11 protein-coding genes are annotated in these 12,496 nt (G+C 70.1%); 6 read left to right on the plus strand and 5 right to left on the minus strand.

All coding sequences use genetic code 11. The features are described from left to right. Positions 1–34: 34 nt before the first annotated feature. The 4 genes from ACQPZ4_RS25590 to ACQPZ4_RS25605 are packed head-to-tail and all read right to left on the minus strand — an operon-like array spanning position 35 to position 5,298. Complete coding sequence (locus tag ACQPZ4_RS25590; protein WP_433040063.1) at positions 35–1,729, minus strand: glycoside hydrolase family 13 protein; 1,695 nt, start codon at positions 1,727–1,729, stop codon at positions 35–37. After that, positions 1,726–2,568 (minus strand): sugar ABC transporter permease, encoded by an 843-nt coding sequence (locus tag ACQPZ4_RS25595; RefSeq protein WP_433066654.1) that lies wholly within the window; start codon positions 2,566–2,568, stop codon positions 1,726–1,728. Before ACQPZ4_RS25595 ends, ACQPZ4_RS25590 begins: the two co-directional genes overlap by 4 nt. Continuing rightward, a complete protein-coding gene (locus tag ACQPZ4_RS25600) occupies positions 2,568–4,052 on the minus strand; it encodes an ABC transporter permease subunit (protein ID WP_433040066.1) in 1,485 nt (494 codons plus the stop codon). Before ACQPZ4_RS25600 ends, ACQPZ4_RS25595 begins: the two co-directional genes overlap by 1 nt. Before the next feature lies 1 nt (position 4,053). Further along, the gene (locus ACQPZ4_RS25605) at positions 4,054–5,298 is read right to left on the minus strand and encodes a sugar ABC transporter substrate-binding protein (protein WP_433040069.1); all 1,245 of its coding nucleotides are present in this window, start codon (positions 5,296–5,298) and stop codon (positions 4,054–4,056) included. Between the two features lie 153 nt (positions 5,299–5,451). On the opposite strand from ACQPZ4_RS25605, the gene ACQPZ4_RS25610 reads away from it, so the two are divergent. The 3 genes from ACQPZ4_RS25610 (at position 5,452) to ACQPZ4_RS25620 (ending at position 10,278) form a co-directional block, all read left to right on the plus strand. Next, complete coding sequence (locus tag ACQPZ4_RS25610; protein WP_433066657.1) at positions 5,452–6,459, plus strand: LacI family DNA-binding transcriptional regulator; 1,008 nt, start codon at positions 5,452–5,454, stop codon at positions 6,457–6,459. Positions 6,460–6,502: 43 nt separating this feature from the next. Continuing rightward, positions 6,503–8,041, plus strand: coding sequence for a glycoside hydrolase family 13 protein (locus tag ACQPZ4_RS25615; RefSeq protein ID WP_433040072.1), 1,539 nt, complete (start codon positions 6,503–6,505; stop codon positions 8,039–8,041). A 149-nt stretch (positions 8,042–8,190) separates the two neighbouring features. Beyond that, complete coding sequence (locus ACQPZ4_RS25620; protein ID WP_433040075.1) at positions 8,191–10,278, plus strand: carbohydrate-binding module family 20 domain-containing protein; 2,088 nt, start codon at positions 8,191–8,193, stop codon at positions 10,276–10,278. Here the strand turns inward: ACQPZ4_RS25620 and ACQPZ4_RS25625 are convergent. Continuing rightward, positions 10,259–10,756, minus strand: coding sequence for a MarR family winged helix-turn-helix transcriptional regulator (locus ACQPZ4_RS25625; protein ID WP_433040078.1), 498 nt, complete (start codon positions 10,754–10,756; stop codon positions 10,259–10,261). The two genes, ACQPZ4_RS25620 and ACQPZ4_RS25625, sit on opposite strands and share 20 nt — an antisense overlap. Before the next feature lie 141 nt (positions 10,757–10,897). Here ACQPZ4_RS25625 and ACQPZ4_RS25630 point away from each other — a divergent pair, with 141 nt between their 5' ends. Genes ACQPZ4_RS25630 through ACQPZ4_RS25640 form a run of 3 tightly spaced genes read left to right on the plus strand, consistent with a single transcriptional unit; the run spans position 10,898 to position 12,473 of the window. After that, on the plus strand, positions 10,898–11,686 hold the full coding sequence (locus ACQPZ4_RS25630; RefSeq protein ID WP_433040081.1) for a hypothetical protein: 789 nt from the start codon (positions 10,898–10,900) through the stop codon (positions 11,684–11,686). 34 nt (positions 11,687–11,720) lie between these two features. Next, positions 11,721–12,044, plus strand: a complete 324-nt coding sequence (locus ACQPZ4_RS25635) for a nuclear transport factor 2 family protein (protein WP_433040084.1) — start codon at positions 11,721–11,723, stop codon at positions 12,042–12,044. Between the two features lie 9 nt (positions 12,045–12,053). Continuing rightward, the gene (locus ACQPZ4_RS25640) at positions 12,054–12,473 is read left to right on the plus strand and encodes a DUF1810 domain-containing protein (RefSeq protein ID WP_433040087.1); all 420 of its coding nucleotides are present in this window, start codon (positions 12,054–12,056) and stop codon (positions 12,471–12,473) included. Positions 12,474–12,496: the final 23 nt, after the last annotated feature.

Here is a 12,496-nt window from a genome sequence, read left to right on the forward strand (position 1 = left end):
CCGAACCCTAGACCCGGGGTACGACAAAAACGGCTCACGCCGGGCAGGACCAGATCTGGAACGTCGGGCCGTCGCCCGGGAGGGCGCCGGTCCACGTGGCGCCGCCGTAGAGGTTGAACGCCTCGGGGACCGGGAGACCCACGGGCTCGCCGGGGGCTCGGCGGGCGTAGACGAGCAGGCGTTCGTCGGCTGTTTCGCGCCAGAACGCCACCGCATCCGCCGAGACGTGGGCGAAGCGCAGGCCGCCGCCGCGCAGGGAGGGGTGCTTGCGGCGGAGGGAGAGCAGCCGGCCGTACCAGGGCAGGATCTGGCGGTTTCGCCAGGGCATCGGGGTGCGGGATTCCTCGCCGGTGGTGCCGGTCAGGGCGAACTCGTCGCCGGCGAAGACCATCGGGACGCCTGGGAGGGTGGCCAGGAGGCCCACGGCGAGCTCCATGCGGTCCGGTGAGCCCGTGACCGTGGCGATGCGGGCGGTGTCGTGGCTGCCCAGGAGGTTCCAGGAGTGGGTCCAGGAGCGCCAGGACATGGTGGCCATCATCGCCCGCATGGTGGCGACCAGGGCGTTGCCGTCGCGGGTCGGGACTCCGCCCGGGACGCCCAGGAAGTCGGGGAGGTCCAGCTCCGGGTCGCGCAGCCAGGTCCACAGTGGACGCGTGAAGCCGGCGTAGTTCATGGTGCCCTGCCAGCCGGCCGTGTCCAGGTCGGGGCCCGCGCCGTGGGCGTGCTCGGCGATCAGGAGGGTGTCGGGGCGGACCGCGGACGCGATCAGGCGGGAGATCTCGTGGGTCAGGTCGTCGGCGGCGCGGCGGCCGGTCATGTTCGCCACGTCGATGCGCCAGCCGTCCAGATAGCGCAGCCAGCGGCGGACGATCGAGTCGGGGGCCGTGACGAACCGTTCGCGCAGGCGCGCCGAGTGCCAGTTCAACTTCGGCAGCGACGGTACCCCCAGCCAGGACTCGTACCCGCCCGCGCCGTCGGTGTAGTAGCAGTCCGGTTCGTCGAACCAGGGATGCTCCAGGCCCGTGTGGTTCGTGGTCAGGTCGCCGACCAGGTGCATGCCGCGCGTGTGCACGGCGTCGGAGAGGCGGCGCAGCGCCCGGTCGCCGCCGAGCAGGGGGTCGACGCGGTCGAACGCGACGGCGTCGTAGCGGTGGTTGGACCTCGCCGGGAAGAACGGGGTCAGGTACACCGTGTCGGCGCCCAGGTCCTGGATGTGGTCGAGGCGCCTGGCGATGCCGTCGAGGTCGCCGCCGTACCACTGGCGGGAGGCCTCGTGGCCGCGGGCGACGACCGGGTCGTCCCACTCGCAGCGCACCGCCCAGTCCGGAGTGGACGGTGCGGTGGCCGAGCGGGCGAAGCGGTCCGGGAAAATCTGGTACACGATTGCCTCGCGGGTCCACGGGGCCGGGGCCGGGTGGGCGACGAGCCGGAAGTCGGTGTCGTCGGGCACGTCGTGGGCGAAGCGGCCCAGGACGGTGTACCAGTCGCCGTCGACGAGGAAGCGGTACCGCGTGACGGGGTTGCGGACCAGGACGCTCGCCCGCCACCACAGTTCCGGGCCGCGCCGCTCGGACTGCGCCTGGGTGAAGCGGGGTTCGCCGTCCTCGATGGAGCGGACGTGGACCCGGCGGACGTCGCGCGGGGTGCGCAGCCAGACGTCCACTGTGGAGCCGAGCCGCGGGGTCTGGTCCGGCACGTACAGGGCTGAGCCGTCGTGATGCACCGTCATCCCTTCACCGCTCCGGTGGTGAGGCCCGACACGATGTACCGCTGCAGGACCTGGAACACCACGACCGTGGGGACCGCGGTGAGCAGGGAGCCCGCGCAGAACATGCCGAAGTTGGCGTTGCGCTGCTCGGCGACCAGGCCGTAGAGGCCGACGGCGAGGGTCTTGGCATCGTCGGAGTGCAGGAACACGTTTGCCAGCAGCACCTCGTTGATGGTGCCGATGAACCCCAGCAGGCCCGTCACGGCGAGGATCGGCGCGACCAGCGGCAGGGTGACCCGGAAGAAGATCTGGGCGTGACTGGCGCCGTCCATGACCGCGGACTCGTCGAGCTCCTTGGGCACGGTGTCCAGGAAACCCTTCATCAGCCAGGTGTTCACGCCGAGCGCGCCGCCGAGGTACAGCAGCATCAGCCCCCACGGCCGGTCCAGCCCGAACGCCGGGTAGTAGTCGCCCACCCCGGCGAAGATCAGGTAGATGGTCACGACCGCGAGGAACTGCGGAAACATCTGGATCAGCAACAGGGAGACCAGCCCGACGCGGCGGCCCTTGAACCGCATCCGGGAGAACGCGTACGCGGCCAGGATGGACAGGAACACCCCGGCCGCGGCGGCGATGCCGGCGATGAGGACCGAGTTGAGGTACCAACGCGGAAACTCGGTGCGGGAAAACAGGTCGGCGAAGTTGCCGAGACCGGCCGCCCGCGGCACCAGGTCGGTCGAGCTCAGCGAGCCCAGGGGATTCAGGGCTGCGGAAACGACGAACAGGATCGGAAACAGCGAGAAGGCGACGGCGAGCAGACCGGCCGCGTGCCGCCAGCCCGAGCGGCGGACCCAGGCGATCACGAGTAGACCTCCTCCTGCTTGCGGCTGCGGCGGAAGCCGACGACCGAGATGACGGCGACGATCGCGAAAATGTAGACGGAGATGGCGGCGGCGAAGCCCAGTTGCGCGCCGGAGCCGCCGAACGCGAGCCGGTACGTGTAGGTGATGAGCAGGTCGGTCGCGCCGATGCTGGAGTTGCCGGCGGCGAACGGCGCGCCCTCGGTGGTCAGGTAGATGGCGTTGAAGTTGTTGAAGTTGAACGCGAAGGAGGAGATGAGCAGCGGGGTGAGCGCGACGAGCAGCAGCGGCAGGGTGACCCGCCGGAACCGCTGCCAGGCCGTCGCGCCGTCGATCGCGGCCGCCTCGCCCATCTCGCGCGGGATGGCCTGCAGCGCGCCGGTGGCGACGAGGAACATGTACGGGTACCCGAGCCACAACTGCACCAGGATCACCGCCAGCCTGGCCGTCCACGGGGTGCCGAACCAGTCCACGTGCAGCCCCGTGAGGCGGTTGACGAGGCCGAAGTCCTGGTTGAACAGGTCACGCCAGACCAGGAGCATGGCGAACGAGGGCATCGCGTACGGGAGCACGAGCAGCACGCGGTACCAGCTGCGCCCTCGCATTTTTGCGTTGAGGGCCAGGGCGCAGAGCAGTCCCAGGGCGAACGTGGCCAGCACCGACCCGACCGCAAAGGCCAGGTTCCACACGAGGGTCTTGAGGAACGGGCCCGCGATCCGCGAATCGGTGATCACCCGCGCGAAGTTGGCGAGGCCGACGTTGACCTTCCAGCCCTGCGCGAGGTGCTCGCCGTCCGCGGCCACGAACGCGCCCGTGTCCTCGTCGGCCAGCCATTGCCGGCCGCTCGCCCGGTCGGTGATGCAGTCGCAGCCGGCCTCGTAGAAGCGGGTCGCCTGGCCGGTGTAGGCCCGGGTCAGGCCGGAGGCGCGGATCGCACCGCCCTGGGTCGGCACGGCAAAGGCGAGGATCTCGTCGTTGCGCTGCGTGGCCGCACCCAGGTCGAGCAGCCGGAAACCGTTTGCCGCGGTGATCCGGCCGGCGGTGACGGTCGCCTTGTCCAACGCCTGCAGGCCTGATGCGTCACCGACGTAGGTCTTGCCGTCCGCGGAGAGCAGCAGGAACTTGAGGCCGCCGTCGTCGAGCGCGACCGACAGGCTGTACTCGACCGAGCCGGGCACCTGCCGCACGGACGCGCTCTGGATGGCGGTGATCGCCTCCTGCTTGCTGCCCCGGTGCCCGTCGCCGTAGTTGGTGAACGCGGTCGCCGCGGTGTACAGCACCGGGACGACCTGGAACGCCAGCAGGAACAGGACACCGGGGACCAGGTACTTCGCCGGGACGGCCCGCGGCGACAGGTAGATCGCGAAGATCAGCCCTGTCACGACGACGAGCACCGCGAGCCATCCCCATGCACGGGCCTCGGCCAGCGGGAAGGCGGCGTACACCGCCAGCGCCAGGGCGAGCCCGAGGACCGGAATCTTCACGTTACTTGCTGATCGCGTCGGTGATCGTCTTGGACGCACCGGCGAGGGTGGACGGCACGTCGGCGCCGCCGACGATGGCCGACTCCGCCTTGCCGAACGGGTCCCAGACCGCGGCCATGGCCGGGATGGCCGGCAGGACGGCGCCGCCCTTGCCCGCCGCGAGCCACTTCTCGATGTCCGGGTCGGTGTCCTTGACCTGGTCCATCGCCGCGGTCAGCGCGGGCGGGCGGGGGTTGGCCTGGTACAGCGCGACCTGCAGTTCCGGCTTGGTCAGGTAGTTGGTGATGAACTCGTTCGCGAGGGCCTTGCTCTTGCCCTTGCTGGCCACGTAGAACGCCTGCACGCCGACGAACGGCTGCGCGGCCTTGCCGCCGGCGAACCCGGGCACGGGCGTGATGTCGTACTTGACGCCGGCCTTCTTGATGTCGGCGACCGCCCACGGCCCGGAGATCAGGAACGGGGTCTTGCCGCCGGTGAAGGTGGGGATGGCGTTGTCGCTGTTGACCGAGCGGGTCAGCGCGCCGGAGCCCTTCTCGCCCAGCGCGGCGATCTTCTTGAACGCCTCCACCGACTGCGGCTTGTTCACGCCGAGGTCGGCCGGGTCGTAGTCGCCGTTGGGCTTGGTGCCGAACAGGTAGCCGCCGGCCGAGGTGAACAGCGGGTACACGTGGTACGCGTCGCCGTTCTGCCCGACCTGCAGCGACATGATGTTGGTGACCTTGCCGGCGTCCTTGAGCGCCTTGCCGGCCGCGACGAGGTCCTCGATGCTGGCCGGGGCGTTGGGGGCCAGGTCGGTGTTGCGGATCAGGGCGAGGTTCTCGATCGCGTACGGCACGCCGTACACCTGCCCGTTGAAGGTCACGGCCTTCATCGCGACCTCGGCGAACGCGGACTTCTGCGAGTCGGCGAGCTGGATGGGGTCGATGGTGCCGTTCTGGACCAGGTTGCCGATCCAGTCGTGGGCGCCGACCACGATGTCCGGGCCCTTGCCGGACTGCGCGGCGGTCACGAAGTTGGTCTGCAGGTCCTTGGAGACGGCCTGGACCTGCACGTCGACGTGGTTCGCGGTGCCGAACTGGGTCGCGAACGGCTTCAACGCGGCTGCGCGCTGGTCGTCGGCCCAGATGGTGAGCGTCGCGGCCGGGGCGGTGGAGCCGGCCTCGGGGGTCTTGGTGTCGTTGCTGCAGGCGGTGAGGGCTAACGCGGCGACGGCGAGCACGCCGAAGGCGCGCACGGGAATGCGCATGGGGACTCCAAAAAGGGGGGCTGATGCGGCAGACGTGCAAGGGGTGTCGATCTGCCGATGGCTCGGAACCGTAGCAAGGACTTGCAAAGAGTGAAAGAGCTTCCAAGCGACTTTCAAATTCGGCCAAGAGCCGCTTACTCTCGTCGCATGGCCATGGACGCTCCCCGAGCCCGCCTCGCCGACATCGCCAAGCAGGCGGACGTCAGCGAGGCCACCGTCTCGCGGGTGCTCAACGACCGGCCCGGGGTCAGCGCCGACACCCGGCACGCCGTGCTCACCGCGCTCGACGTGCTCGGTTACGAGCGACCCGAACGGCTCCGCAAGCGCAGCGCCGGGCTCGTCGGCCTGGTCACGCCGGAGCTGGAGAACCCGATCTTCCCGCTGTTCGCGCAGGTCATCGAGTCGGCGCTGGCCCGGCACGGGTACACGCCGGTGCTGTGCACGCAGACGCCCGGCGGGGTGACCGAGGACGAGTACATCGAGATGCTCCTCGACCGCGCGGTCGCCGGCATCATCTTCGTCTCCGGCCTGCACGCGGACACCACGGCCGACCACGACCGGTACCGCAAGCTCATCGACCGCCCGCTGCCGATCGTCATGGTCACCGGGCCGGTGCCGGAGCTCGAGGCGCCGTGCATCTCGTGCGACGACGCGCGGGCGTCCGAGCTGGCCGTGGACCATCTGGCCTCGCTCGGGCACACCCGCATCGGCTTCATCTCCGGCCCCGAGCGGTTCACGCCCGTGCAGCGCAAGATTTCCGGGTACCGCGAGGCGATGCGCCGCCACGGCCTGCCCGAGGCGATCGAGCTGTCGCTGTTCGGGGTCGAGGGCGGGCACGCGGCCACCGGCCGGCTGCTCGACCGCGGGATCACGGGCCTGGTCTGCGGGTCCGACCTCATGGCGCTGGGCGCGATCCGGGCCGTGCGGGCCCGGGGCCTGTCGGTGCCGGGGGACGTGTCGGTGGTCGGCTACGACGACTCGCCGCTCATCGCCTTCACCGACCCGCCGCTGACCACGCTGCGCCAGCCGGTCCTGGCCATGTCCAACGCGGCCGCCCAGTCGCTGATCGACGCGATCAACGGGCAGCCGTCGCCGCACTCGGAGTTCGTGTTCGCGCCCGAGCTCGTGGTGCGCAACTCCACGGGGATCGCTCCCCGGTAAGCACTTCCCGCAACGACAAACCCTCGAGAAGGGCTCCTTTGCCATGCCCGAAATCTGGTGGCGCACCGCCGTCATCTACGAGGTCTACGTCCGCAGCTTCGCCGACGGCGACGGCGACGGGACCGGCGACCTGACCGGCCTGCGCGAACGCCTCCCGCACCTGCGCGACCTGGGCGTCGACGCGATCTGGCTGACCCCGTTCTTCCGCTCCCCGATGGTCGACGGCGGCTACGACGTGGCCGACTACCGCGACGTCGACCCGAGCTTCGGCACCCTGGCCGACTTCGACGCCATGCTCGCCGACGCGCACGCGCTGGGGCTGCGGGTGATCATCGATGTGGTACCGAACCACACGTCGAGCGAACACGCTTGGTTCACGCAAGCGCTGCAAAGTCTTCCAGGCGATCCGGCCCGGCAGCGGTACCACTTCCGCCCGCCGACCCCGGACGGTCTGCCCCCGAACGACTGGGAGTCCGTGTTCGGCGGCCCGGCCTGGACCCAGGTGCCGGACGGCGAGTGGTACCTGCACCTGTTCGACCCCGCCCAGCCGGACCTGAACTGGGACAACCCGGACGTGCGGGTCGAGTTCGAGGACGTGCTGCGGTTCTGGCTCGATCGGGGCGTCGACGGGTTCCGGGTCGACGTGGCGCACGGCATGGTCAAGGCGGCCGGGTACCCCGCGGCCGGGCTGACCGGCCAGATCGGGCTGCTCGGGCGGCGGGTGCTGCCGTACTTCGACCAGGACGGCGTGCACGAGATCCACAAGGCGTGGCGGAAGATCCTGGACTCGTACCCGGGCGAGCGGATGGCCGTGGCCGAGGCGTGGGCGTCGACGCCGCAGCGGCTGGCGCAGTACACCGCGCCGGACGAGCTGCATCAGGCGTTCAACTTCGAGTTCCTGCAGGCCGACTGGGCCGACCCGGCCGCCGTGAAGGCGAGCATCGACTCGTGCATCCACGCCGCCGAGTCGGTGGGCGCGCCGACGACGTGGGTGCTGTCCAACCACGACGTGCGCCGGCACGTGACGCGCCTGGGCTCCCTCGAGCGGGCCAACGCGGCGGCGCTGCTGATGCTGGCGCTGCCGGGGTCGGCGTACCTGTACCAGGGCGACGAGCTGGGCCTGCCCGAGGTGCTCGACCTGCCCGATGACGCCCGGCGGGACCCGATGTGGTTCCGATCCCACGGTACCGATCCGGGCCGCGACGGCTGCCGCGTGCCGATCCCGTGGCGGGCGGCGGCACCCGCGTTCGGCTTCTCCCCCACCGGCGCCGCCTGGCTGCCGCAGCCGCCGGCGTTCGCGCAGCTCGCGGCGGACGTGTCGGGCACCGTGGAGCTGTACCGGGAGGCGCTGCGCCTGCGCCGCTCGTTGACGGGCGCGCTGCGCTGGCATGAGAGCGTTCCGGGCGTGCTGGACTTCTCCCGCGACGGGCTGCGCTGCGTGGTGAACCTTGCAGATTCGGCTGTTGAGTTGCCCGATATGCCGGATTCCGAGATCGTCCTGGCGAGCCGGCCCATCGACGGCGGTGCGCTTCCACCCGACAGCGCAGTGTGGATCTTTGCAAGAACTGCCAGATCTTCCTGATCATTTCTGCTGTTCAAGGGCCTTGTGAGCGGTTGCTTGCGGGCAATCTTTGCAAGGTCCTTGACAGAGGGTTTCAGCGGGGCCGAAGCTCAGCGTCAATTCCATCCCCGCCCGGCTCCGCTACCGCCATTCCGGAGGCCCTCGTGCGTGTGTCCCTGAAGAGAACCCTGGCCGCAGTCGGCGGCCTCGTGCTGTGCGCGGCGCTGACCGTGCCGCTGCTGACGGGCGGCCGCAAGGCCGAGGCCGCCGTCGGTACCAACGATGTCATCGCGAATCTCTGGCTCTGGCCGTGGACGTCGATCGGCACCGAGTGCACGAACGTGCTCGGCCCGGCCGGCTACGGCGCGGTGCAGGTCGCGCCGCCGGAGGACTCGATCAGCGTCGCCGGCCACCCGTGGTGGGACATCTACCAGCCCGCCGCCTACGACCTCAACAGCCGGATGGGCACCCGCGCCCAGTTCCAGAGCATGGTCACCGCCTGCCACAGCGCGGGCGTCAAGGTCTACGTCGACGCCGTCATCAACCACATGACCGGCGCGAACCAGTCCAGCACCACGTCGTACGGCGGCGCGAGCTTCACCAACAACTACAGCTACCCGAGCGCCGGCTACAGCTCCTCGGACTTCCACTTCAACCCGGCCGACTGCCCGCAGTCCGACAACCAGATCCACGACTACAACAACGCCACCGAGGTCTGGAACTGCCAGCTCGTCGGGCTCTCGGACCTCAAGACCGGCACCGACTACGTGCGCACGAAGATCGCCGGCTACCTCAACGACCTCATCTCGGTCGGCGTCGACGGGTTCCGGGTCGACGCGGCCAAGCACATGCCGCCCGCCGACCTGGCCGCCATCAAGGGCAAGCTGACCAACCAGAGCGTCTACTGGGCGCAGGAGGTCATGCCGGGCGGCTCCGGCAGCCTGGCCCCGGCCGCCTACGAGGGCGTCGGCGGCGTGCTGGAGTTCAACTACGCCACCAACCTCAAGAACCAGTTCAACGGCAACATTGCCAACCTGCAGTCCTTCGGTACCTCCTGGGGCCTGGAACCCAGCGCGAAGTCCACGGCGTTCGTGTCCAACCACGACACCGAGCGCAACGGATCGACGCTGTCCTACAAGAACGGGTCCACCGACACGCTCGCGAACGTGTTCATGCTCGCCTGGAACTTCGGCACCCCGAACGTCATGAGCTCCTTCACGTTCTCCAACAACGACGCCTCGCCGCCGGCGAACTCCAGCGGCTACGTCAGCGCCGTCTCGTGCGGCAGCGGCTGGGAGTGCCAGCACCGGCAGCGCGCCATCAAGAACATGGTGGGCTTCCACAACGCGACGCGGGCGGACACCACCGTCGGCAACTGGTGGTCGGACGGGGCGAACGCGATCGCCTTCTCCCGCGGTACCAACGGCTGGATCTCCATCAACAACGGCGGCTCGGCGGTCGGGTCGCGCACCTTCAGCACCGGCCTCGCCGCGGGCGTGTACTGCGACGTCATCCACGGCGACTACAACGCGGCCGCCTCGACGTGCTCCGGGCCGACGGTGACGGTGAACGGCAGCGGCCAGGCCACGGTCGGCGTGGGCGCGAAGGACGCGGTCGCCATCCACGCCGGCGCGCGGGTTTCCGGCGGCTCGACGGCAACCCCCACGGCAACTCCGTCCGGGGTTTCCTTCACGGTTTCCGGCGCTCCCACCGGCAACCCGGTCTATCTGGTCGGCTCGGTTTCCCAGCTCGGTTCCTGGAACACGGCAAACGCGATCGCACTTTCCGCGAACGGTTCCTCCTGGACCGGCACGGTTTCCCTGCCCGCCGGTACGGCCATCGAGTACAAGTTCATCACGAAGACCAGTTCGGGCACGGTGACGTGGGAGCCGGGGAACAACCACACGTACTCGGTGCCGGCGTCGGGGAGCGGCACGGTCAGTACGACATGGAACGGCTCCTCGACGTCGAGCCCGTCGGTGACGTTCAACGCCAACGTGACCACGACGTTCGGGCAGAACGTGTTCGTCGTCGGCTCGATCCCGGCCCTGGGCTCGTGGAACACGGCGAGCGCGATCGCCCTGTCGTCGGCGAACTACCCGATCTGGTCGGCGACGGTGGCGATGCCGGCCAGCACGGCGGTGGAGTACAAGTTCATCAAGAAGAACACCGACGGCTCGGTCACCTGGGAGAGCGGCGCGAACCGGACGCTGAACACCGGCACGGGCCCGCAGACCGTCACGGCGACGTGGAAGTAGTGGCCAGCACCATCTTGCGCAGCAGGTTCGCGAGGGTCTGACGCTCGCGCCGGGAGAGCGGCGCGAGCAGGACCGACTCGCCGCGCTCCTCGTCGCCGAGGTGGCGCAGGAGCTGTTCGTGACCGGCGTCGGTGAGCCGCACGTGGACCCGGCGCCGGTCCTGCTCGTCCCCGTCGCGCACGATCCAGCCCGCGGCCTCGATCGCGGCGAGCCGGGCGGACAGCGCGCCGCGGGTGAGGCCGAGGTGGTCGGCGATCTCGGACGGGCTGGCGGTGTACGGCGGGCCGTTGCGGCGCAGGATGAGCAGGACCTTGAACTGCCAGCGCTGCATGCCGCCGGCGGCCAGGACCTCGCGGCGGCGCTGCTGCTGGTGCCGCGCGAGGATGGCCAGGCGGACGAAGATGGCTTCGGCCAGGGGATCCAGGCTGTCGAGCTCGCGGGTCCAGACGTCTACGTGTCGGTCGGCTTCGTCTTCCACGCTGTTATCTTGCCGGGTCACGATATGTCGGGCGCTTCGCTAGCCCGACATATCGGACTTATACCCCGTCCGGGGATTCGTGTGGTTTGTCCGATAGTAGTTTTCTTGTGGATAGTTTTTGGGATTACTACCGTCGGCCACATGATGACGCTGGATGAGCTCATTGGGGCGGCGCGCGGGCTGGCCCTCGGGGCGCAGTGGGAGCAGGCCACGGGGCTGCTCGACGCCGCCGCCGCGCGGTTGCCGCAGACCGCCGAGGGCCGTGGCGCGGGCGCGCGGATCGCCCTCGCGGCGGCCGAGATCGCCGTGGATTCCGTGTGGTACAACGGCAACGACGAAGGCGCCGCCCGACTGTCCAAGGTGGACGCCGACGCGCTGGACGACCTGGGACGGTGGGACCTGGACTTCGCCCGCTTCCGGTGTACCTACTATGCCCACCTCCGGCAGCGCGCGCCCTTCCTGCGCGAGGAGGGCGAGCGGTTCGTGGAGTCGGCGCCGGACGCGCGGCGGCTGGGGTGGGCGCACATGTACCTCGGGCTGGTGTACGACAACGTCCTCGAGGAACGCGTCGACGCCCCCGCCCACTACGAGATCGCGCTGGCCAACTCCGGCGACGACCCGCTGCTGCGGCGCGAGGCGCAACGGCACCTCGGCGACCACGACCACGACGCGGGCGACCACGCCGACGCCCTGGCCCGGTGGCGGGACGCGACCTCGGCCGGCGCGGCGATGGGGATGGTGGCGGGGACGCTGTCACAGCAGATCCTGCTGGCCGTGCTGGCGCGCGACGCCGGGGACGAGGCGGGCGCGGTGGCTTTGGCGACCGAGGTCCTGCGCTGGTCCGAGGCGATCGGCGCCGCGCGGATCGCCGGGCTCTGCCGCTCCTTCCTCGACGGCGGCGACCCCACGCAGCCGCCGACCCCCGCGTAGTGACTTTGGTCGATGGCGGTGGTACACCTTCGGCATGGCTGAACGAGTGCTGGACCAGTGCCGGCTGTTCAACGAGGGCGTGCGCACCGGCGACTGGGCCGGGTACCTGGACCGATTCGGCGACAACGCGACCATGCGCATCGAGGGCGACCCCGGCAGCCCGTACGTCGGGCGGCCCGCCATCGAGGCCGCCTACGCCGTGGCCCCGCCGGACGACACCCTGGACGTCACCTCGGTCGAGTCCGACGGCGACGAGGACGTGGCCCGGGTGGCCTGGTCCGCCGGCGGCTCCGGCACCCTGCGGCTGCGCTGGTCGGCCGGGCGCATCGCCGAGCTGACCGCACAGTTCGACGATTAAGCTGGGTTCATGGAGGATCCGTACCAGCTGTCCCGGTTCGTCGAGGCGCAGGAGCACTCGTACGACGACGCGCTCGCCGAGCTCAAGGACGGCAACAAGCGCAGCCACTGGATGTGGTTCGTGTTCCCGCAGATCCAGGGCCTCGGGCACAGCTCCATGGCGCAGCGGTACGCCATCGGCACCCTCGACGAGGCGCGGGCCTACCTGCAGCACCCGGTGCTGGGCCCGCGCCTGCTCGAGTGCACCGACGCCTTGCTGGGCGACGGGACGCACACCGCCGTGGGCATCTTCGGCGAGACGGACGCGATGAAGCTGCGCTCGTCGATGACGCTGTTCGCGCACGCGGACCCGGCGGAGAACCGGTTCGCCCGGGTCCTGGACCGCTACTACTCGGGCGCCGAGGACGCGGAAACCGTCCGCCGTTTGTGAATGCCGGCCATCGCCCGAGGCGG

This window comes from Dactylosporangium sp. CS-033363, from assembly GCF_050942475.1.
Taxonomy (GTDB): Bacteria; Actinomycetota; Actinomycetes; order Mycobacteriales; family Micromonosporaceae; genus Dactylosporangium.

Excerpts from the sequence above, each read along its gene's own strand:
- ACQPZ4_RS25630 (WP_433040081.1), top strand. The coding sequence starts at position 10,898 with ATGATGACGCTGGATGAGCTCATTGGGGCGGCGCGCGGGCTGGCCCTC.
- ACQPZ4_RS25640 (WP_433040087.1), top strand. The coding sequence starts at position 12,054 with ATGGAGGATCCGTACCAGCTGTCCCGGTTCGTCGAGGCGCAGGAGCAC.
- ACQPZ4_RS25635 (WP_433040084.1), top strand. The coding sequence starts at position 11,721 with ATGGCTGAACGAGTGCTGGACCAGTGCCGGCTGTTCAACGAGGGCGTG.
- ACQPZ4_RS25590 (WP_433040063.1), bottom strand. The coding sequence starts at position 1,729 with ATGACGGTGCATCACGACGGCTCAGCCCTGTACGTGCCGGACCAGACC.
- ACQPZ4_RS25615 (WP_433040072.1), top strand. The coding sequence starts at position 6,503 with ATGCCCGAAATCTGGTGGCGCACCGCCGTCATCTACGAGGTCTACGTC.
- ACQPZ4_RS25610 (WP_433066657.1), top strand. The coding sequence starts at position 5,452 with ATGGACGCTCCCCGAGCCCGCCTCGCCGACATCGCCAAGCAGGCGGAC.
- ACQPZ4_RS25605 (WP_433040069.1), bottom strand. The coding sequence starts at position 5,298 with ATGCGCATTCCCGTGCGCGCCTTCGGCGTGCTCGCCGTCGCCGCGTTA.